Origin of the sequence: Echinicola vietnamensis DSM 17526 (genome assembly GCF_000325705.1) — a bacterium.
GTDB lineage: Bacteria > Bacteroidota > Bacteroidia > Cytophagales > Cyclobacteriaceae > Echinicola > Echinicola vietnamensis.
Map to the genome: position 1 here is coordinate 1,829,555 of NC_019904.1, position 22,271 is coordinate 1,851,825.

The following is a 22,271-nucleotide window of genomic DNA, read 5'->3' on the forward strand; positions in this document are numbered from 1 at the left end:
ACTTTGTGGCCGAGTAAAATTCCTCTCCATTAATCGCCAAAAAAAAATCTATGGCTAAATTAAAAGATCAAAACATTAATCAGGATGCATTATCCAAGGCGGCCTATTCACTTTTTGATTTTACAAAGAAGGAAAAATCCTTTTTGATTGTTTTATGTATCCTGGTTTCTATTGCCGGTTTTATCACTCAGTACACATATGCCGCTATGTGGTTTGGGTTTTCCCTAGCAGCTTACTCTGCCATAGGCAATGACAGTATTCAGACCATTGGTACCTTCATCGCCTCTAACCAGCGCCGCAAGTGGTACTGGCTGTGGTTGTTCATGGGTGGTATATTTGTGGCCACTGCCATCTATAGTTGGGTTACCTATGGTGGTGACGTGAGTTACCAGCGCCTCTATGTTAAGGGGCTGGACAAGGCACCAGAAGAGTTTGTATTTTTACAATTGGCAGCCCCTATTGTGCTGATGGTCATGACCAGGCTGAGAATGCCCGTGTCGACTACCTTCTTACTGCTCAACGTATTTACCTACAAAGCAGGTACCATAGGGGGCGTGGTGCAGAAAAGTTTGATTGGGTATGTACTGGCCTTTGTTATTGCCATTGTGGTTTGGTATGTGCTGGAGAAGTTTGTCACCTCCTACCTAAAAGGCAAGACAAAGAATTACTGGTACATCCTTCAGTGGATTACCTCTGGGGCATTATGGTCACTTTGGCTGATGCAGGACGCGGCGAACATAGCGGTGTTTTTGCCAAGGGTCCTTAACATTTATGAATTCATCGCCTATGCCGGATTTATTTTCTTTGGAATGGGCTTCTTGTTCTATTTTAAAGGAGACCGGATTCAAGGTATCGTGAATGAAAAAACACAAGTAACCGATGTTCGGGCGGCCACGATAGTGGATTTTGTGTATTGTATATTGCTGTTTTATTTTAAAATGTACAGCAAAATGCCTATGAGTACCACTTGGGTATTTATTGGGCTTTTAGGTGGGCGCGAAATAGCCATTGCCATGGCTAAATCCAAAAAGCTTAAAAAGAGAAAAGCCCGTTTGGTACGTGCCTATTTGATGGCTAGGAATGACATGGTCAAAGCTGCTATCGGCTTGCTGGTGTCCCTGATATTGGCATTGATCATCAATGAAGGAGTGCGGAATGAAATAATAGACATGATCTTTTGATCATCTCAGGAATGAAAAAGCGGCCTTGGCCGCTTTTTTTTTGCCTCATCTTTAAAATCTTGCGTGCAGGTCTAAAAAAGCGCTTTGTCTCCCGCCAAATTTACCTTAACTTCATTTTCCAAAATCAATGAATATGGAGTTGTACACACCGGAGTATTTCATGAATGAAGCCCTGAAGCAGGCCAAGATGGCTTATGAGGAGGGAGAGATTCCGGTGGGCGCAGTGATGGTCTGTAGAAACCGGGTGATAGCTAGGGCTTATAATCAAACGGAAAAACTTACCGATGTGACTGCTCATGCAGAAATTTTGGCCATCACAGCAGCATCGGATGCGCTAGGTGCAAAATACCTCACAGAGTGTGAACTGTATGTCACATTGGAGCCTTGTGTGATGTGTGCAGGAGCCAGTTTTTGGGCGCAGCTAGGTGGCATCCATTTTGCAGCTTCAGATCCTAGAAGAGGATATTCTAACGTTTCCAGCGGTCTTTTACATCCCAAAACCAAAGTCAGTAAAGGGATTATGCAGGCCGAAGCAAAAGAATTGTTAGATTCCTTCTTCGAACAACTGAGAAAATAGCATTTTTAAGCGGTTTAGAGAACTCTTTTAGCATTATCTTGGTTGGGATATTACATGATTTTAGTATAGAAGAATTATTTTAATGTTTAACCATAAAATTTTATAAACAATGGCTTTTGAATTACCAAAACTACCGTACGACTTTAACGCATTGGAACCAAATATCGATGCTAAGACAATGGAAATCCACCATGGAAAACACCACAATGGTTATGTAACTAAACTGAACGATGCAGTAGCGGGGACTGACTTGGAAGGTAAAAGCCTTGAGGAATTAATGAAAGTTGCTGGCTCTAACGGGGCTGTAAGAAATAATGGTGGTGGACACTTTAACCACTCTCTTTTCTGGACTATTCTTTCGCCAAATGGTGGAGGTCAGCCTTCTGGTGATTTGGCATCCGCTATCGATGCGAAGTTTGGATCTTTTGACGCATTCAAAGAAGAATTCAATAAAGCTGCTGCAACAAGATTTGGCTCTGGATGGGCTTGGCTTTGTGTAGACAAAAATAAAGAACTTTGTGTATGCTCTTCTCCAAACCAAGATAACCCATTGATGGATATCGCAGAATGTCCAGGTACCCCAATCCTTGGACTTGATGTTTGGGAGCATGCTTATTACCTAAATTACCAAAACAGAAGACCTGATTATATCTCAGCTTTCTGGAACGTCGTGAACTGGGAAGAAGTGAGCAAAAGATATGCAGCCGCCAAATAAGTGGATTTGCTGAAGTAAAATTAACTGAGAAATATCCTCGATTCGCTAGTGCGGGTCGGGGTTTTTTTTTGCTGAAAATGAAAAAGTACGTGGTAGGAATATAGTGCATGTAGGATCAAGCAATATTCCTGGGGGCACGGAAGGACACGGATAAACAGGGATAGGGGCTTTTAGCCAAAGCAAAGCTGGACTTTGGCAATCATAAATTCCTTTCAACCTTCGGTTACAGCATGGGGTTTGGGGATAAATATCCGCTTAATGCCCTTCAATGCTATTGGTCAACATAATTAATAGATGTCAGGCCGAGCGCCCTCATACGGAGGCCAGAGAGTCGAGGCCATACGTCATACTTCGACTCCCCGCCTGCGGGATAGGCAAGCGATCAGGATGACTATCGAGCTAGATTTCCCTTAACTTAATAGCATTAGAAGCCCCCTGTCGGGCTGAAAAAATCCAAGGTGACCGCTTTTAGGATGGTGCCTTCAATAAAGACCAGCGAAATTCTTCATTACCTGCGTCAGCTTGTCCAATTTTCTGTCAGGAAAATATGACATGCTCTTCTGTCTGTCAAAAGAGGAAACGGTAAAGCATGTTGTTTACCGTGGAGTTGGCAGACCAAAAGTCCATTAGCACTTGATTGCCCTTGTACCAATTGTTTCGTGTTTTTTGATGCCTTAAGCGTTGAGTTGCTCTTCTAGACGGGCCAAAGTGTATACAAATGAACGATCAAAGTGTACGTAAGTGTACACTTTTGTACACCTCATGTTTTCGTAAATCACTGTAATACAGATGATTGTAATTTTATTTTTGGTCTGGCACTGCTTTTTCTAAAGGTAGGTCGTAGCATTGAAAATTAAAGAACTATGAAAATATCTTACCAATTGTGTACCGTCCTATTTTTCTTCCTGTTGGCATCAGGCCATGCTGTGGCCAGGCAGCATACCGAGCTGAAGGGTAGCGTGGAGGATGTCGATGGAGTGGCCTTGCCCTTTGCGAATGTTTCCGTTTTGGAAAAAGAAGGTGGGCGTATGGTCGTAGGTGCTGTTTCAGATGAAAATGGCGACTTTTTGATCAGCACATCCAAGACGGGAGAAGTCATCCTGAGCATCTCTTCCATTGGATACAAGACTTACCAAACATCCCCATTTACCCTTGAGTCAGGTATGAAAAAGGATTTTGGAACCATTCAAGTGGAAGAGGAGGCGACCTCGCTGGATGCCGTGGAAGTTAGGAGTAGCAGGCCAGAAGTCATCATTGAGGCGGACAGGACCGTGGTAAATGTCGAAGGTACCGTAATGGCAGAAGGTAGTACGGCGCTTGATGTAGTAGGGCGGTCTCCGGGTGTCTATGTAGATGCCGATGGAAATATCAACCTTAATGGACGGTCTGGGGTGATTGTCTTGATAGATGATCGTCAAACCTACATGAGCGCAAAAGACCTGGCTAATTTTCTAAGGGCCATGCCTGCGGACAATATCAAAAGCATAGAAGTGATCAATAATCCACCTGCCAAATACGATGCGGAAGGAGCCGCAGGTGTGCTCAATATCCAATTGAAAAAGAATGATTACAATGGCATGAACGGAAGCATCCAGGCCGGACACTATTATAATGGTCGACATGCTCCCTTTGCTGGAGGAAGCTTAAACCTTAAACGGGGGAAGTGGACCACCAATCTTAGCTTAAACTATAACACTTGGGTACGTGATATTGACCTGCAAATCTTAAGGAGGTTTAAAGAAGAAAACGGTACTTCTGAGTTTGATCAGGACGCTCTTTTACAGCTTGGAGAGGAGAATTTTTTCCTGTCTGGCGGGGCGGATTATCAGATAAACACAAAGCATTCCGTTGGGTTTAGTTTTCAGGCTTCTGATCGGGATGGCGAGGAAAATGGAGATTCCCGAACGGATATTTCCAATCCGGACAATCCGGACATCAATCACCTGCAGGCGCTGAATGACAGCGAATCAGGGAATACCCGGGTTTTCACCAACTTCCATTACGTAGGTAATTTGGACACCCTGGGCACAAAGTTATCGGCTGATGTAGACTATACCGTTGTGGATGGAGGAAGTCTTAGCTTGCTGACCAACAATTATTGGGTCAATGAGGCCACAGAGGCCGGTACCATGGATAGGATTCGAACGGACAATGACATGGCCTACACGATTTTTACGGCCAAAGCAGATTTTACCAAGCCGCTAAGTGAAAAGGTGAAGCTTGAAACTGGAGTGAAGGGCAGCTGGGTGGAATCGGACAATATGCTGGACATTTCCAAGAGCACTGAAGATGGCCCTTTCGAGCCAGACCAAAATAGCAACCACTTTATTTACAATGAAAATGTATTGGCAGCTTATGCTTCAGTAAAATCTCCGCTAGGCAAAAAACTGGACTTTCAAGCTGGGCTCAGAATGGAATATTCGGACATCACCGGAAATTCAGTGACGCTTAACCAAGTCAACAAACAGGAATATCTAAACCTGTTTCCAAGTATGTTTTTACAGCACAAAGTGTCCGATAATTATTCCATCATCTATAATGTAAACAGAAGGATCACCCGGCCTAATTATCGCTTGCTGAATCCCTTCGTGTTTTATGTGGATCCATTGACTACCGAAAAAGGTAATCCCAATCTTCAGCCCCAGTATGCCAATAATTTTGAAATGAGCCATGTTTTTAAGCAGGCTTACCAATTTACCTTGGCCTATTCCAGGACCACGAATTCTATCGATCAGGTGATGATCCAAAACGATGAAACCAAAGAAACCACCCTTCAAGTACAAAACTTTGATAAATCAGAGGATTTTAGCTTAAGGATGATGGTACCGGTAGAGATTGCTGAATGGTATAGCACCAGTAATATGCTTCACTTGTATTATAAAGCTTACCAGTCTCAATTAGGGGATGACTTTCTTGATGTAAGTCAGTTTTCGTACATGGCAAGGACCCAACACAACATCACCCTTCCCAAAGGGTTTAAGGTAGAGCTCGTGGGCATGTATATCAGTCCTTTTCTTGAAGGACAAATGAAATTCAACGGCTTTGGCTGGGTGGATGCCGGGGTTACCAAGTCCTTTAAAGACGATAAGTTCAGTGTGACAGTAAATGGCCAGGATATTTTCAGGACGCGAGGGATCAAAGGCGGGGTGAATTTTGCCGATATCAATACCGATATCAGGCAATACAATAGCCAGCAAGCCGTCAGGGTGACGTTTAGGTGGAACTTCTCCAAAGGCGAAAAATTCAAAGTGTCCAATAGGAGTGGTAGTGCCGAGGAGCGAAACCGATTGGATTAAACAAAGAGGTTGATTTGATTTAATATAAAAAGATAGTCTCCGAGTGGGGGCTATTTTTTGTTTTAGAAATGTCCACCGTTTACTAAAGGGAGCCATTTACGCTTACAGCCTCAGCAGACGGGATAGGGATTACCATTTTTCTAAGCGGAAATCATAGGTTTTCGTCCATTTACCATTGATTTTCTGGTAAAGGGCGAGTGAACGAGTGGTTGCTTTTTGGGTCTCAGCCGCATAAAAAATGCAGGCGATGGCATAGTTTTTCAAAAAGAACGGCTTGGAAGTGGTAATGACGTAATCCTTAGAAGCAGCATTTGAGGCCAATTGATAGGGGGTGGTTCCTTCAGTTGCCTTCTTTGGAAGCGGGGCATCGATAAGGTGAATGCCAAATTGATTGGCTTTGAGCGGGTTAAAATAGATTTTTTTACCTTGCTGTTGGCAGATTTCTGTAAAGGCTTGTTCAGAAACAACCTTCTTAAAGGATTTGCCCGTCAAGGGAGAGCGATGGTCTTTTACTGCACCATAGGCCTCGGTCAAGGAACCTTGTGGTTTAAGGAAGTACTGGATAGGTTGGGTATGGCTGACAAGGTACACCTGACTGTCAGGTGTATCGGTTTCATGGACAAACTGGTCCAGTAAAGCATAGGTCTCCCTGTTTTCCTGATGGCCACATCCGGCCAGCAACATCACTATGATCAATGGTATCACTATTTTTTTCATGTCTTTGAATTCTTGGTTAAATAAAGGCATCAGAAGATTTCGACCACCTGCATAGGTCATGGGATGGACGAAACTAGGGGATGGTAAGATGCCGTGTAAGATAATTTACCTATAAGAGCCTCAGATGGCAAAAATTACGCTACGCACATGTACGCAATATTGTAATAGTTATAATTTTAATTACAAAAGGTATATAATTTTGATGGGTAAGAAATCGAAATAACCAATTTTAGTGCATGTATGTAAATGTGTAAGTGGTAGAAAATCAGTGGATTTAGAGGTTGGTATTTGATAGGGACTATCGTGTCCTCCGAGCTAACTCCGGAAGGGGTTAATTTCAGTAGCCATGGGAAAAAATCATGGGCAAATAATCGATGATATTCCGCTTAAAATAACAAAAGCCCACAGGCTTTGCTAAAAGTCAGGGGCTCAGGTTACGTTTTATTCAAAATGGATAGCGAGAAGGGCTGTCAGCTATTACTTAAAATGATATAGGAAGATCAATTTTCCGGTAAAGGCAGGTTTTTTCTGGTCTTTGATTTCAAGTTTGATGCTCATTTCAGTTTTGACGGTACCCCGTAAATTCGTGATGTTTGCCAATGAGGCGTGAAGCCTTACTTCGCTGTCCACCAGTACGGGCTGGGCAAATTTGAATGATTCAATGCCGTAATTGACCAACATTTTTAGGTTGTTGACTTTGACGATCTGTTCCCAAAGGTAGGGCACCAACGAGAGGGTCAAGTAACCATGGGCAATGGTGTTTCCAAAAGCACCCTCCGATTTGGCTTTTTCCGGATCAGTATGGATCCACTGATGGTCCAGCGTGGCATCCGCGAATTTATTTATCTGATCTTGGGTGATTTTGTGGTATTCGGAGGTTCCTAGGCTTTGGCCGATGTATTTTTCAAACTCCTCAAAACTGTTAATGACTAATTGGCTCATGAAATAAGTTGATATTTTCAAAAAGCGAATATACACAAAAGACTATAGATTAGAAACCAGAGGTCGTCGAGGGCTAGGCCAGCGAGTAGCATTTGCCACTTGTCACGCGTCAAGGTAGCCTTTGTCGTTTCGATGACCGGTGCTGTATAGGTTAGTTTGAGGGCCGTGATCTTTCTTGGTATGACACTTTATGGATGATATTAGCTTCTAAGTGTTGGATAGTTGTTGGAGGAAAAAATGAACGTTTTTATGTAAAAGTTATTGTTTTTGCGAAAAAAATAGTTCTTTTAACAAACTGTTTTGTTTTAAGAAACGCTACTTGCTTGATTTTAAGATGATTGCTATTTTTGATAGGGCATGGCTAATCCCCTTTTCGTTACTTTTATGGACGGTAAATTTCGCTGCAGGCCAAGGAATGGAAGAAGTAAAGTTGATCAATTCCAAGATCAACAGTGTCAACACCATTCGGCTTACCGAAGACTATGAGGTTTTTCTCAGGGAGAAAAATAAGATTCTTATTCTTAACGAGGACGGGCTAAAGGATGGAAATATTTGGCTCTCGTATAGTGACTTGTTGTCTATTGAGGATTTTGAGGGAGAAATCACGGATCCCCAAACCGGAAAAACCATCGAGAAGCTAAAGCTAAAGCACTTTAAGGATGTTTCCCACATCAGTGAGGGGTCGGTGTTTGAGGATGATCGATTAAAATACTACAAGCCATCCCTTTATCAATTTCCCGTAGAGATCACGTATGAATACACCCAAAAGATCAGAGGAAACATGTATTTCCCTTCGTGGACACCCGAGGGAAAGCCAAAGCAGCTGGTTGAACAAAATGTTTTGGAAGTCATCTATCCCGAGAAGTTGGGATTACGGTATAAGACGGAGAATATAGCCACTGCTCCGAACATCACCAAAGACAATGGAGAGGTACGGATGAAATGGATGTTTGAGAACCTTTTTAACCTTGATGATCCGGAGGAGGATAGTGTGGCGTTGGTGAAGATTGCGCCGAAGGCATTTTCCATGGAAGGCTATGCTGCTGACATGAGCACTTGGAATGGATTTGGGATGTGGGTGAACCAACTTCTGGCGGGAAGGGCGGAGCTTTCTCCCCAAGCCAAAAGCACCGTAGGAGGAATTGTTGACAGTTTGGAGACTGACCGGGAGAAGATCAAAGCCCTTTACCGTTATTTGCAGGGAAATTACCGCTACGTAAGTATCCAAATGGGCATCGGGGGACTTCAGCCAGTTTATGCCAATGAGGTTTTCGAGAAGAAATATGGAGATTGCAAAGGCCTGACATTTTTGATGAAGTCGATGCTTCAGGAAGCTGGTATTGCGGCCAATTACACCTTGGTGCAAGCAGGAAGTGATGAAGACGATATCGATACCGGTTTTCCTTCCAACCAGTTTAACCATGTGATTTTACAGGTGCCTGTTGAGCAGGATACCCTCTGGCTGGAATGTACTTCCAACACCCTTCCAGCAGGATTTTTGGGTGACTTCACGATGGACCGCCATGTGCTGGCGATTACGGACGAAGGAGGGGTTTTGTTAAAGACGCCCTGTTATGATGCCATCGATTATAATCAGATCAAAAATGTCTCCAAGGTAAACCTCCTTGGGAATGGCATGGCCCGGATCCATCAAGCCAAAGAATTGACAGGGTTTGCAGCCCAAAATTACCTATATGCCCAAAGTGTCCTTAATGAAAAGGACATCCAAAAGTACCTTTACCATGATTTGGGACTTAGCGGTGCACACATAGAGGATTTTGAGCTTCGTGTAGATGGCAGTAAAAAGGTGCCTACAGCGGAGCTAAACCATGATACGTTTTTGCAGCAATTCTATCAGTCCACGAGCAAGCGGATGATCATCACCCCCAAGTTTCAGTCTGTGGACAGTGATTTGCTGGGCAACCGCTTCATGAAATGGGAAGAGAGATGGGAGATTTTAAACGAAGAATCAGTGGAGTTGGAAAGTGGTGGAGATCCGGTCCAATTGTCGGAAGATTTTTTTGATTATGCCAAAGAGATTCAGTTTGCAGACAATACCCTGACCGTAGTCCGCACGGTGAATTTTCATTTTCCCGAGTCCACCGACCGGGATACCATGGATAAAGCCCTTAAGAAAATAGCACAACTCGATAATCAACCAATATTTTTAAGAAAATGAACTACTCAATCAAGTGTCAAGGATGGGCTGTTTTGACCATGGCCATCTTGATCCTATTTACCGCTACCAGTAATGCCCAGGAAATTAAGCTGGGAAAATACAGTCAAAAAGAATTAGATATGACTTCTTGTAGTTTTGAGCCAGAAGCCTCTGCGATAGTATTAGGAGAGCAAGGCATCAGTTTCTTTTCAAATTCACATTTGGTCACCGAAATTAAGAGAAGGATCAAAGTGTTTGATAGTGAAAAAGCCAAGGACCATGCAGATATTACGATACGGTACTATGTAGGGGAGGATGGTGACTTGGAAAGCATCAGTGGCCTCAAAGCCCAGGTCATGAATTATGAAAACGGAAAGGAAGAAACGACCAAGCTGTCAAAGCGTGATTTTTATGACTCTGACCTCGGAAATGGCCATAAGGAAATTCGATTTACCTTTCCCGATGTAAAAGCCGGTTCAATTTTGGAGTACGAATACAAGGTGTATTCAAAATCGATTACCTTTCTGGATGGTTGGAGTTTCCAAAACAAGATTCCGACAATTTTTTCCCGATACAAAATCGATATCCCCGAACATTTGGATTACCGGTTTTTGGGTCAGGGAGAGAATTTTGTGTTGGCCAATCAAAACAAAGAAAATAAATATGGGGAGAATGAATGGGTGCTGACCAATCTCAGGTCGATCAAGCCGGAGCCGTATATGAGCAATTTTGTAGACTATTTGGATAGGATAGAGTTTCAGCTGGCAGGATACAAGGACTTTAGCAATAATGGACTTTATGAGTCTTATTTGGGGTCTTGGCAAAAATTGGCGGATGAACTATTCAGTATCGATGATTTCAAGTCCTATTTTAGAAATAATGTAGCAAAGGACCTCCAAGAAATTAAGGTGGAGGGAGAAGACGACTTTTCCAAAGCGGCATATATCTATCAATATATCAAGGATAATTATAAGCTGAACGATGAGCGAGGATTTGTTCCCACCCAAACTGCCAAGCGGTTGATGGATGGTAAAATAGGAAGTGAGACGGATCTAAACTTGCTTTTTATGGCCATGCTAAGGGCCCATGGTATCCAAGCAGATCCTTTGCTGATCAGCAGCAAGGGAAATGGACGCTCCTATCTGGTTCAATTTCCTTTTGTGACCCAATTTAACAGGTTAATTGTACAGGTTTTGGTGGATGATAAGCCTGTATATGCAGATACCTCAGAGGAGCACTTGCCGTTTGGCTATTTACCGTTAAATAATCATGTGAAGGGTGGTTTTTTGGTCATGGAAGAGAATAGTGGGTTGATTGACGTGACCTTGGAACACCAGTCAGGGATCAAGCAGATGGTGGACATTACATTTAATCAGGATACAGCCCATTATAATCATGCAGTGAGGTATTTGGATTATGATGCGGTAGACTTTTTGAAGGAAAATGAAGGGGTGGACTTGGAGGATGCTCAATCCTGGTTTGCCCTGGAAGAAACTGCAGCGGTGGAGGAGTTTAACGTGGAAAAGAGCCTAGAGAAGTACTTGAAAGTGGAAAGTACCTTTGAGGTTTCCAAGCCTTTCGATGCTTCTGCGGAGATGTTGCTGGTCAATCCCATCATTGTTTCCAGGCATAAGGAAAATCCTTTTAAGGTAGACGAACGAAATTTCCCAGTGGATTTTAACTACCTTGTTTCTGATAATTATATCGCTACGATTCATGTGCCAGAAGGGTATGTCCTGGATGATTTTCCAGAGCAGCTGGCCATTTCAATGCCCGGAGGCGTGGCGAAATTCATGTACCTGCCTCAAGCGAGTGAAGCTACCAATATTCTCAGAATCAATGTGTTGTTTGATGTGAAAAGCGAAATTGTGTATGCTTCTGAATATCAAGGATTAAAGACTTTTATGGAATTTATGGTCAATAAACTTCAAGAGCCAGTGATCTTGAAGAAAAAGCCTGCGCTGATCTCAGAGGCAGAATAATCACCGGCCGTCTCGTCAGTCGACGAGACGGCTATGTTATTTCGCCAGACTTACTTTGATGGCCTTTCTTTTGATGCGTTGGTTTTTGGAAGCGGCAATGGCTTCTTTGAATTTTTCCCTTTTCACGGCGACATAAGAAAAGAAGTCTTTTACCTCGATGAGCCCGAGGTCTTCTTTTTCCATAAAGTCAAATTGCAGGAAAAAGCCCACCAAGTCGATTTTGTTGACTTTGTCTTTTTTTCCTTTGTTGATGTGCAAGGTGACAAAAGCGGGCGTGATGGGTTGGCTTTGGGGGGCAAGGCTGAATTCTGTCGGAACCTCATCTAGAAAGTGGGGAAGATAATCCCCTTCCGTCATCATCAGAATACAGGTTCCGGAGGCTTTCATCCGGGCTGTTCGGCCATTTCGATGGAGGTAAGTTGTCTCTTGTGGGGGAAGTTGGAAGTGCACCACGTAGTCCAGTTCTGGGATGTCAATTCCCCGCGCAGCAATATCCGTGGCGATGAGCACTTGGGTGCTTCCATTTCTGAATTTTGTCAGTTGGGATTCCCGTTCGTCTTGCTCCAATCCGCCTCTAAAGAGTGAAAATATCACTCCATGCTGATCGAGGAATTCTCCTATACGGTCACAGGCATCGCGATGGTTGGCAAATACGATGGCGTTTTGGTCACTTCCCAGACTGCGGATCAGCATGAGCAGGCCTTCCAGTTTGCCTTCTTTAGCGGTGGTGATCTTTTGGGTTTTGAGGGTCGTTGTAGCGGTTTGTTGACTTTCTAGGGTAAAGTGATCTTCAAAGTCCAGGTAATACGGCACCTCTATTGCCTTGGTGGCAGAAACCAGGATTTTATCTGTCACCTGAAATAACTGTCCGGTGATGTATTTCATTTGTCCGATAAATCCCATTTCCAAGGATTTGTCAAATTCATCGAAAATAAGATGACGGATGGTGTCAGGAGAAAAAGTCCCACGCTCCAAGTGATCTTTTATCCGGCCAGGTGTGCCGACTAAAATACTTGGTGGTACAGAAAAGTTCTTTCGCTCAATACTGAACATGTGCCCCCCATAACAAGCGTTTATTTTGATGGGGAGTTTCATGTTTTTGAGGACACTTTCTATTTGCAGCACCAGTTCTCTGGTAGGGGCAAGAATCAGGGCTTGTATTCCATCCTTTTCTTCGAGTTTGGTTAGCAGGCTGAGCAAATAGGCAAGTGTTTTGCCACTGCCAGTGGGAGCGATAAGCATAAGGTTTGCATGCTTTTTTGTGGCCTCAAGCGTTGCTTCTTGCATCTCATTGAGTGCTGAAATGCCCAAATTTTGAAGGACTTTTTGCTGATTTAAGTTAGAAAGTGTCATGCCTCAAAGGTAATTCAAGTATCTTTATAAATCAGAAATTATTTTGATTCCATGGAAGATCAACCCAATAATCCCATGCACGGGGTAAAACTTGAACAAATTGTGACGGTGCTGGTAAAATATTACGGCTATGATAACCTGGCCGAAAAGGTACCCGTCAATTGTTTTATTTCCAACCCAAGCATCAAAAGCAGCTTAAAATTCCTTCGCCGTACCCCGTGGGCAAGGGCCAAGGTGGAAGGCTTGTACTTGGAGTTACTGGAAAAGAAAAAGTGAATTCAATTCCTGAATGCTATCCTGATCCTGTTAAGGACCGTTCCGGTACCGATAAAGGCCAATGGATCAAGGTCACCGCTATCGCAACTATGGCGATAGTCGCCCCCTGCCACTGCCTTCATCGCCGTGACAATGGTGCCGATCCTACCAAAATGGAAATGGTCATGGGAGATATGGCATCACGGTCATCTGGCTCCTGTCCTTAGGGCATGTTTTTTTGGTTTTGGTTGAGGAGATGGAGAAATCGTTCCATATGAATTAGTGGTTGCCAGCTGCATTTTGGGGTCTTTGACGCCTCTTCATGACCAAACTGTCCGCCGGATACTTGTCTTTGAGCATGGATATTTGGTTTTTGGCCCAGTCGATCAAGACTGCTTTTTCTTCTTCCGTGAGGTTAGCTTCACTGTGCATGCCCAGTGCGGTATATGAATTGAGGGGCATTTCTCCTTCCTCGATCACTTCAATGACTTCTTCTAGTTTGTGGTTTTGACGCGCGATGGGCGCATTGGTGAAGTCATCGAAATTCAGGTGGCGCTTGCCGTCCTTGATGTGACCGTCCAGCCACCAGGCGACCGGTTGCACATTGGCATACCAAGGGTAATTGGTGTGATTGCTATGGCAGTCATCGCAGGCTTTTTCTAGGATCGAACTCACCTCATTTGAGAGGACATAGTCCGCGCTAAGCGGAGCGGGCTGAGCATTTGAGTCGTTTTTTTCAGGTCTAAAAAATTGAATAATGATGAAAATGACCAATAGGGTAAACAGAATTTTCTTAACCATAGATTGTCAGTTTATATATTATCTTAAAACCAATATAATAAAAGCAGGGTTAATATTTTTAGAAATAAAACATAAAGCCAAAACTTATCCGCATGGCATCCCTTGCTTTCCCCCTGGATAGAGGCGTCCCGTTTACATACCCATCTGCTTTCAGGTCTTTTACACCATAATCCAATTCCAAACCAATGGTCATGCGTTCGTAAGGGTCGTACATGAGGTTAATGATCCCGTAATAATGCATGTGCTGCACATGGCCGTCCAAGTGGATTTCTGGTGTCTCTGGCTCAGGGGTGAGGAGGTATCTGCTCAAGTTCTGCGCCGAAAAGTGGGTGTACCCCGTGACGATGTTCCCATGTAAGGTGGGGGTAAAAAAATATTCGTAGCTTATCCAGCCCCCATACACGGGAGTAGCCTGGAAGCGTCCGTCATTTGTAGGAAACCCATCGTAACCTTGGCCCGCGATACTGGTCATAAATGCCGTGATGCCCTTTCCTCCGACCAGTTGGAATTGAAGATTGTTACGGCGTAGAGCATTGGTGTAAATGCCTGAAAGGCTAAATCCATATCCCATAAAGCCACTGTTGTGGTCTTGAAGGCGGTATCGTATATATCGTAAAACAGATGAAAGTCGTATATGTCCCCAGCTGCGTTTGTTTTTGAGGGCAAATGTCAGGTCAGGGGTGAATTGCTGGGCTTCCTCCACAAAAGGTTCCAATTCTCCAAAATGATTGTAGTCACTAAGAGGAGCCTCAAGGCTGATTTCATAGATGAATTGCTTGTTTTGGAAGTGGTTTTTATACTTTATGTGAGGGGTTCGCAGCCAGATCCCGGATGGAGGTCCTTCCCATTCCATGATGTTTGGCCATAATACTTCATCGCCAAAGTTATGCCAGTTTTGCCCAATCTGCCAATGGGACATCTCTACAAATGCCCTTCGTAGCCTTATGGTACCATTGCCTCCCCAAAAATCTGATTCCACCAAGGCATCTATTCGTTGACCATCCGGTAGCATGAGCGTGGTAGCCAATTTTAGCTGCGTTTGGTACATGTCTACGTGCAAGCTTTTGGAATCGTCATTACCGAAAACATTGATTTGGCCTACTTTAAATGTTTCGCTGTCTTGTAGGCCACCAAATATGTCCATATAGCCATTGAGTTTCATGTTTACTCCCAAGCTGGTGCTAAATCGTGGGACACCATGGATGCTGTCTGGAGATTGGAGGGTCAAAAAGCGGTCTTGACCCAAAGCGCTATCAAATAGGAGAAATGAAAATAGTAGGAATAATGTCCATTTTTGCATAGGATTATTTTGCTAATAAAGGTCCTGAATAGTCAGTTATCCCTGTCGATGGCTTTACCTAACGGCAGGGGGTGCACCTCCTTTAAGAGAATTTTTTTCATGACCAATGATATCTTTAGCCATGAACCTAAATGCATTGCAAAGGATAGAGGAGGAGGGTTGTTTTCTAGGGACGAATATTATGTTTTGTGGCTAAAATGCTTCCCTATTACTCTTAATATTATAGGTGAATATAAATTAATTTTAGTAAAAAAATATTTATAAATGAATGTGAGTCACCGGATTAGGTGAAAAATGTGATGGTCATATTGATGAATACCCCGATAAAAGAAAATATAATTCCCATAATAAAAAAAAGATAAGTTTTCTGATAGTATATGTCGGCTTTATCTTTTGGGTAATTAAAGTTAAGTATACGGGCCATGGAGATGATAATGAAAATGACTCCTATTAAAGTGAAACCACCGATGATAAAGGCCAAGGTGTTGTGCTTTGTGTCGGTTTTGACAAACTCGGCAGCAAAGTTCAAAATAAAACCTAATATGATGCCTCCTCCAGTGATTATGGGTTGTCTAAAAGGTTGGATTTTATCTTCCATTGGACATGTTTTGGATTAGTGAAATATATCAGAGGCTGCTCCAATTATTTACGCATGCACTCACCAAAAGACATACATAGATATTTGGGGCAAGGGACATCACATAATGGGGCAGCCTCAACCAGGTCAATTTAAATTTTCCTCATCGAAATCATCTTCGTCAGGGGCTTCCATGTCAAACATGCTGCTGAAAAGGTCCTTAAACTGCATACCGGTGTCAAGGAGTTTTTTGCTGAGTTGACTGTATTCGGCCAAGCCATGCAAGGCAAATTCCATATAGAATTCCTTTTCTTTTTCAGGTAGCTGCTTTACAAAATCCGTGGTGACTTTTTCCAATCCAGGGACTTCATGTAGGGATTTTTTGTATTCCTTGTCACTTTGTGATGCCAAGATGTCGATGTGGTGGCCTTCTCCGAACCATGAAAGGGGCAAGACGTAAGGATTGCCTTCTTTGTCTTTTTTCTTTTGCTCTGGGGTGGGGAAGTGTTGTGCAAACAAGGTCCTAATCGCTTTGCCAATAAGGTTATAGGCTACCAGTCCGGCGCCTTCCTGCTCGCCTTCATATACCAATTCCACTTTTCCCGTAATGGCTGGAATGATCCCGATTAGGTCTGCAATTCGGGTGACGGTTTCGTTTTCGTCGTTCAGATAAATCCTGCGTTCGGCGGCTGAAAGTAAGTTTTCATAGGCTGAAATGGTCAGCCTTGCCGAAACCCCACTTTTTTCATCTACATATTCGCTTGTGCGCGCTTCCACCGCCACCTGTTCTATCAGGTTTTTCATCAGTTCTGGCACATGGATCTTATCCATCGGCTTTCCACTGATCTTGGATTCTTGGGCAGTGATTTTTTTGCCGATTTCGATGTTTTTGGGATAGTGGGTGATGATTTGGGATTCAATCCGGTCTTTCAGCGGGGTGACGATACTGCCACGATTGGTATAATCTTCTGGATTGGCCGTAAAGACAAATTGGATGTCCAGTGGAAGTCTGAGTTTGAAGCCCCGGATCTGAATGTCACCTTCTTGAAGGATGTTAAACAGCGCCACTTGGATTCTCGCCTGCAAGTCAGGAAGCTCGTTGATCACAAATATGGAGCGGTGCGAACGGGGCACCAAACCATAATGGATGACACGCTCATCGTTATAGGAGAGTTTTAGCGTGGCGGCTTTGATGGGGTCCACATCCCCGATAAGGTCTGCTACGGAGACGTCGGGCGTGGCCAGTTTTTCGGTGTATCGATCATCCCTGTGCCACCATCCAATGGGCGTATCGTCCCCTTTTTCGTCCACCAACTCTATGGCAAAATTGGTTAAAGGTTGCATGGGGTCATCGTTAAGCTCAGCACCCTCCACCACGGGCACGTATTCATCCAAAAGCTCGGTCATTTGCCGGGCAATTCTCGTTTTTGCCTGTCCTCTTAGGCCGAGAAAGTTGATGTTGTGGCGGGAAAGGATGGCACGCTCGATGTCCGGGATGACCGTGTCTTCATAACCCCAAATTCCAGCAAAAACATTTTCTTTTGCTTTTATTTTTTGTATCAGATTTTGGCGGAGTTCTTCCTTAATGGATTTAGGCTGATAACCGCTGGCCTTTAATTCGCCAAGTGTTTTTATTTTTAATAAATCTTTGCTCTTCAATTGCTGGTATGTCATGCTTAAAAGCGTTTTGTTCTGTTTCTTCGATAGTCTTCAAAAATAAGGTGGCCTAGCCCTTTAAGGTTGCTGTAATAGGCATTGCCATTGTTGGCTTTGGTAAATTCCTGCACGAATTCCTTGAGATAGGGATCTGAAGCAATCATAAAGGTGGTGACCGGTATTTTTATTTTTCGACATTGAGCAGCCAGTTTTAGGGTTTCATTTAGGATTTTGCTGTCAATGCCGAAACTGTTTTTGTAATATTTGATCCCTACTTTCAGACAGGTGGGTTTCCCGTCGGTGATCATAAAGATTTGCTTATTGGGATTTTTTCTTCTTCTTAATAAATCCATGGCCAGCTGGAGTCCCGCCACCGTATTGGTGTGGTAGGGTCCTACTTGCAAGTAAGGGAGGTCCTTGATCTCGATCTGCCAAGCATCATTCCCAAAGACAATAACATCAAGGGTATCCTTTGGATATCGGGTTTTGATGAGTTCAGCAAGGGCCATGGCCACCTTTTTGGCAGGGGTGATCCGGTCCTCGCCATACAGGATCATGGAGTGGGAAATGTCGATCATCAGCACCGTGCTGGTCTGGGTACGGTATTCGTTTTCGGTGACTTCCAGGTCATCTTCGGTAAGCAGGAAATCACCACCGAAACCATGGTTGATCTGGGCATTGCGAAGGGAGTCTGTCAGGGCAATTTGTTCCAGGTTGTCTCCAAATTCAAACGGCCTTCGTTCACTGCCTTTATCTTCACCTTGCCCCGTAAGGGTGGTCCGGTGTTGGCCGCCTTTTCCCTTTTTTAATTTGCCGAAAATCTCTTCTAAAGCACTTTTACGAATTTGTTGTTCCGATTTCCCGGTGATTTTGATTTCTCCCTTTTGATTTTCTTCCGTGAGGTATCCTTTGTCTTTGAGGTCATCGATGAAATCGCCGATCCCGTATCCCGGATTGGTCATGCCATAGCGATTGTCCAAGTTCGTCAACCAGCTCAAAGCCTCGCCTACATCGCCACCAGTCATGGTGACAAGCTGCAAAAATACATCCAAGAGGTTCTCAAAAGTATTTTTGTTAGGATCCTTTTGAGGGGTGTATTGAGTGAATCTAAATCCTTTCATATTGTATGGATAACAAGATAGCGCGTTGAGTAGTTTGGAGAATGCCTGTTTTTTATTTTAATCCTAAAAAAACGGTTGTGATTTGAGGATCTATGCTGCTTCAAGCAAGCGCATTTATACCTTTTAATTTACAAATAATTGTCCGAGAATGTAAAAGAGGTTTTAAAGAATTTGATCTTTGTTTAATTTGTAATTGTATTAATTTTTACTAGAAATGAATAAGAAATACAAAATACTAGGTAAAGTCCAAGGGGTATTTTTTAGAAAGAGTACTCAAGAAAAAGCCCAGGAAATCGGGGTGAAAGGTTGGGTGAAAAATGAGCCAGATGGTTCTGTCCTGACAGTGATCCAAGGGAATGAGGAACAGGTGAAAGCCATGGAGAAATGGCTAAAACATGGGCCTCCCCAAGCCGAAGTAACAGCACTTTTGTTGCTAAGTGAAGGATATGATCTTAAGCATGACACCTTCGAGATTAAACGATAGGCAATAACAGGAAAGGAGACTAGGCGATCTTTAACTTAAGTTCGCCTTTTCTTTTGACAATTTTTAATTTAAAAAAATCATTTATAAAGCTTTTACAGCGGTTTTCTGCAAACTCAGCCCTGTTTTCAGTGTCGAAAAGGACGGTCATTCTAAGCATGGTTTTGACATAGGGTTCATGGGTGCCCAGTTCTCTAAGCCAATTGGTAAACTGTGCTTTCCAATCTTCCCTGTACTTATCAAGGTGGCTACGGCCATCAAATAAGAACTCAAGTTGGTTGGAGCCATACTTAAATCGATAAATTCCACAAAGTTGCTCGTAAATTACCCGGACACGGTCTTTTGGAAAAACCTGTGTTTCAACAATTTGCTGGTACGTGTTGTCCATCAATCCTAAGGGATTGTATAGTAAAGTATACGATTTTTTGAGTTCCTGTACCAGCACTTCCACCAACTCTTCTTCCATGACAGATTGGGCCTGCCGGAGAATATAGTTCTTGTCTAATGGAAAGAGTTTTTGAATCATGTTGAGCTATGTACAATAATCCTGCAAATTACGGTTTTATCGTCAAAATGGAAATGCAAAGAGGGAGGAATTTTCGGGTAGGGGTGAAAAGGAAGAACCAAGGGTCATTTATACCGTTTATTTTTGCTGGATAAATTGTAAAAATTCATATAAAACATAAGGACTTAATATGAAAATAGGCATATTATAGGATGGTTTTATCAATATGTTTTAAATATTAGGCTTTAGGTTAATAGTGCTCATAAATAGCTATAAGTACCATTTTAAATTATGCTTAAAATGTTAGGGAAAGGTTTGCTCATAAATACGTTGGTTGTCCTTGGGCTGCTAATCGGGGGGTATTCCTTCGTTTCGGGTCAGTCCAGTATGGACACAGCTCGCCTAGAGAGGGTACTAGAAGCTTCGAAGGGAGTGATCAATCGGGACATCCGCGATTCGATGGATTTTGATTATATCCTAGAATTGGAAAACTTTTATCATCAGATCGAAGATCCGTTGGATATAGTAAAGGCTTCTCGGTATTTAGGGATTTATTATAGGTCCATTTTTTATTTCCAAGACAGCGAAAAGTACATCTTAAATGGCATGAGGCTGGCAAAATCGATCGAAGAGTGGGGGCTTTATCTGGAGCTGGCAAAAGAACTGGCCACTGTATATAGAAGTTTGGGAGAATACGACAAGCTAAAAGCTGAAATGGACTATTGCCTGAAAATTTCCCAACGTTACCAAGTCAAGTCTAAGGAGTTAATTCCCTTGATGGAACTTGCCTTGTATAATAGTTATGATATTCAAAATTATGAACAAGGAATTGTGTTTGGAAAGCGTTTTTTGGAAAGGGCAGAATACCACCAGAAGATGGATGCTCCAGATCCAATGCTGGATTATCGGGTGGCTACCGAAACGGTGATTATTAAAATTGAACTGGCTAAATGTTACATTAAGACTGAACAAAAATTTGATTTGGTAAAGTCATATTTAGATGAAGCAAAATATTTTTTTGAACCATACGGAGATCAAGAAAAATTGTCCAGGATCTATGAAGAGTACCTTAACTATTACCTCAAGTTGGGGGACTTGGAAGCGGTAAAAGCGAGTCTGGAAAAGTATAACTTTCATTTGAGGATGAGTAAGCAGCAGTTCGTACAAAGAACCCATGAGATCCCGGTTTACCTCAAGGAGCTCTCTAATCTTGAGCAAGAGCTTGAGATGACACAGATGAAAAATAGGCGTTTGAACCTAGAGAAACAGCTTTATATTGGATTAATTGTACTGATCTTGGTGTTGATGGGGACGTATTTCTATTTGGCCTTAAGAAATAGAAGGATTCAAATGGCGCTTAATGAAAGCTTGATGGCTCAAAATAAGCTGTTGGAGAATGTAAGCAGGGACAAATCAAAATTTTTTTCGGTGGTTTCTCATGAATTGAGGACTCCTGTCTACGCAATTACTGGCCTTACTTCTGTTATGGATGTGGACAAGGTGGTCCCTCAGCAAATCAAGGCAATCAAACATTCGGGAGACTACTTGCTTCTTTTGATCAATAATATCTTACAAATGATGAATTTTGAGCAAGGTCAAAAGGACCAGTCTAAACCCAATAAATCCTATTTTGATCTGAGCGAGATTTTGGCAGATGTTATTGATTCGGCCCATTATTTCGCTCAGCAAAATGAAGTTGACCTGCTACTGAACACCACTTGGGAAGGACCAATGTGGGTAAAAGGCGAACGTCAAAAATTAATGCAGGTATTGCTAAACCTGATCATTAACGGGATCAAGTATAGTGGAGATAGCAAGGTGGTTCTCAGTGTCGAGAAAGTGGGGGCAGAGGACAATGCCGGAAAATTTAACTTTAAAGTTTCTGATAACGGAATAGGCATTCCAAAAGAGCAGCAGGAAAAGATGTTTAACTTTATGGACAGGATCGGGGATCAGGACTCCTCCCATAATCCTTTTGATCTTCATGGGGTGGGGATTGGACTTTTTGTGGTGGAGAAACTGCTGCAAGAAATGGACTCTAAGATCCATCTACGAAGTGAAGAAGGGGAAGGTGCAACGTTTTCTTTTGAACTCCTAATGGAAACGAATAAGAATGAGGTCACTGTTCGGGACGCGGAATTATCACCAAAAAAGGAGGGGCTTCATATTTTGGTGGTGGACGACAGTGATATCAACTTGATGGTGGCAGAGCGTTTGGTTACCAAGTTGGGATATAAATGCTTCAAGGCTACCGATAGCGATGACGTGGTCTCCATCATATTAAAAGAAAAAATTCATTTAGTCCTCATGGACTTGAACATGCCCTCCATCAGTGGATATGCATTATCCAGAAAAATCAAAGAGGTAGTTGATGTACCGATCATAGCCCATACAGCTGTGATGGAGGAGGAATTGGATCGGAAGCTTATGGAAGATTCAGGAATACAAGGGTACATCATAAAGCCTTATTCCTTGCCGGCATTAAAAAAGATCCTTTATGAAAATATCACTGAGGAAACCCAGTAATCCAATATTGCCATTTGGTTACTTGATCCCGATACTTCTTCAACATCACTTGCAATACAGGGATGAGTGTCACTTAGGAACGGCTGGTTTATACGTTGCCGTGTGGAGTAGGTGTTTTTAAATGGTCT

The 22,271-nt window shown here is 42.9% G+C and carries 19 protein-coding genes; 10 read left to right on the forward strand and 9 right to left on the reverse strand.

The features are described 5' to 3' along the window. Positions 1-50 precede the first annotated feature (50 nt). The 4 genes from ECHVI_RS07820 to ECHVI_RS07835 all read left to right on the forward strand — a co-directional run bounded on the left by ECHVI_RS07820 (position 51) and on the right by ECHVI_RS07835 (position 5,769). Complete coding sequence (locus ECHVI_RS07820; RefSeq protein WP_015265419.1) at positions 51-1,181, forward strand: hypothetical protein; 1,131 nt, start codon at positions 51-53, stop codon at positions 1,179-1,181. A 133-nt stretch (positions 1,182-1,314) separates the two neighbouring features. Continuing rightward, positions 1,315-1,758, forward strand: a complete 444-nt coding sequence (locus ECHVI_RS07825) for a nucleoside deaminase (protein WP_015265420.1) — start codon at positions 1,315-1,317, stop codon at positions 1,756-1,758. Positions 1,759-1,867: 109 nt separating this feature from the next. Then, positions 1,868-2,473, forward strand: coding sequence for a superoxide dismutase (locus ECHVI_RS07830; RefSeq protein ID WP_015265421.1), 606 nt, complete (start codon positions 1,868-1,870; stop codon positions 2,471-2,473). Positions 2,474-3,336: 863 nt separating this feature from the next. Then, positions 3,337-5,769, forward strand: coding sequence for an outer membrane beta-barrel protein (locus ECHVI_RS07835; RefSeq protein ID WP_015265422.1), 2,433 nt, complete (start codon positions 3,337-3,339; stop codon positions 5,767-5,769). 129 nt (positions 5,770-5,898) lie between these two features. On the opposite strand, the gene ECHVI_RS07840 is transcribed toward ECHVI_RS07835, so the two are convergent. Beyond that, positions 5,899-6,486, reverse strand: coding sequence for a hypothetical protein (locus ECHVI_RS07840; protein ID WP_157501297.1), 588 nt, complete (start codon positions 6,484-6,486; stop codon positions 5,899-5,901). Between the two features lie 477 nt (positions 6,487-6,963). Then, a complete protein-coding gene (locus ECHVI_RS07845; RefSeq protein ID WP_015265424.1) occupies positions 6,964-7,428 on the reverse strand; it encodes a MaoC family dehydratase in 465 nt (154 codons plus the stop codon). Between the two features lie 415 nt (positions 7,429-7,843). On the opposite strand from ECHVI_RS07845, the gene ECHVI_RS07850 reads away from it, so the two are divergent. Both ECHVI_RS07850 and ECHVI_RS07855 read left to right on the forward strand, forming a co-directional pair. Beyond that, positions 7,844-9,607 carry a transglutaminase-like domain-containing protein gene (locus tag ECHVI_RS07850; RefSeq protein ID WP_169316417.1) on the forward strand — a complete coding sequence of 588 codons (1,764 nt, stop codon included), beginning with the start codon at positions 7,844-7,846 and terminating at the stop codon, positions 9,605-9,607. Continuing rightward, positions 9,604-11,568: a DUF3857 domain-containing protein gene (locus tag ECHVI_RS07855; RefSeq protein WP_015265426.1), complete on the forward strand. Its 1,965-nt coding sequence runs from the start codon at positions 9,604-9,606 to the stop codon at positions 11,566-11,568. Before ECHVI_RS07850 ends, ECHVI_RS07855 begins: the two co-directional genes overlap by 4 nt. Positions 11,569-11,604: 36 nt before the next feature. Here the strand turns inward: ECHVI_RS07855 and ECHVI_RS07860 are convergent, their stop codons facing one another. Then, a complete protein-coding gene (locus tag ECHVI_RS07860; protein ID WP_015265427.1) occupies positions 11,605-12,921 on the reverse strand; it encodes a DEAD/DEAH box helicase in 1,317 nt (438 codons plus the stop codon). Positions 12,922-12,972: 51 nt separating this feature from the next. Here ECHVI_RS07860 and ECHVI_RS07865 point away from each other — a divergent pair, with 51 nt between their 5' ends. Both ECHVI_RS07865 and ECHVI_RS23610 read left to right on the forward strand, forming a co-directional pair. Beyond that, on the forward strand, positions 12,973-13,197 hold the full coding sequence (locus ECHVI_RS07865) for a VF530 family protein (RefSeq protein ID WP_015265428.1): 225 nt from the start codon (positions 12,973-12,975) through the stop codon (positions 13,195-13,197). Continuing rightward, the gene (locus ECHVI_RS23610) at positions 13,194-13,403 is read left to right on the forward strand and encodes a hypothetical protein (RefSeq protein WP_157501300.1); all 210 of its coding nucleotides are present in this window, start codon (positions 13,194-13,196) and stop codon (positions 13,401-13,403) included. Before ECHVI_RS07865 ends, ECHVI_RS23610 begins: the two co-directional genes overlap by 4 nt. A 52-nt stretch (positions 13,404-13,455) precedes the next feature. Here the strand turns inward: ECHVI_RS23610 and ECHVI_RS07870 are convergent, their stop codons facing one another. The 5 genes from ECHVI_RS07870 to ECHVI_RS07890 form a co-directional block, all read right to left on the reverse strand. Further along, the gene (locus tag ECHVI_RS07870) at positions 13,456-13,977 is read right to left on the reverse strand and encodes a heme-binding domain-containing protein (protein ID WP_015265429.1); all 522 of its coding nucleotides are present in this window, start codon (positions 13,975-13,977) and stop codon (positions 13,456-13,458) included. 58 nt (positions 13,978-14,035) lie between these two features. Next, positions 14,036-15,277, reverse strand: a complete 1,242-nt coding sequence (locus ECHVI_RS07875) for a hypothetical protein (RefSeq protein WP_015265430.1) — start codon at positions 15,275-15,277, stop codon at positions 14,036-14,038. Positions 15,278-15,560: 283 nt separating this feature from the next. Next, a complete protein-coding gene (locus ECHVI_RS07880; RefSeq protein WP_015265432.1) occupies positions 15,561-15,875 on the reverse strand; it encodes a hypothetical protein in 315 nt (104 codons plus the stop codon). A gap of 126 nt (positions 15,876-16,001) precedes the next feature. Next, positions 16,002-17,528 carry a P-loop NTPase family protein gene (locus ECHVI_RS07885; protein ID WP_015265433.1) on the reverse strand — a complete coding sequence of 509 codons (1,527 nt, stop codon included), beginning with the start codon at positions 17,526-17,528 and terminating at the stop codon, positions 16,002-16,004. Between the two features lie 2 nt (positions 17,529-17,530). Next, on the reverse strand, positions 17,531-18,631 hold the full coding sequence (locus ECHVI_RS07890) for a vWA domain-containing protein (RefSeq protein WP_015265434.1): 1,101 nt from the start codon (positions 18,629-18,631) through the stop codon (positions 17,531-17,533). Positions 18,632-18,845: 214 nt separating this feature from the next. Here ECHVI_RS07890 and ECHVI_RS07895 point away from each other — a divergent pair, with 214 nt between their 5' ends. After that, positions 18,846-19,115 carry an acylphosphatase gene (locus ECHVI_RS07895; protein ID WP_015265435.1) on the forward strand — a complete coding sequence of 90 codons (270 nt, stop codon included), beginning with the start codon at positions 18,846-18,848 and terminating at the stop codon, positions 19,113-19,115. 19 nt (positions 19,116-19,134) lie between these two features. Here ECHVI_RS07895 and ECHVI_RS07900 read toward each other — a convergent pair whose 3' ends face one another. Further along, positions 19,135-19,638 (reverse strand): hypothetical protein, encoded by a 504-nt coding sequence (locus ECHVI_RS07900; protein ID WP_015265436.1) that lies wholly within the window; start codon positions 19,636-19,638, stop codon positions 19,135-19,137. Positions 19,639-19,908: 270 nt separating this feature from the next. Here ECHVI_RS07900 and ECHVI_RS07905 point away from each other — a divergent pair, with 270 nt between their 5' ends. Continuing rightward, a complete protein-coding gene (locus ECHVI_RS07905) occupies positions 19,909-22,143 on the forward strand; it encodes an ATP-binding protein (RefSeq protein WP_041738416.1) in 2,235 nt (744 codons plus the stop codon). Positions 22,144-22,271: the final 128 nt, after the last annotated feature.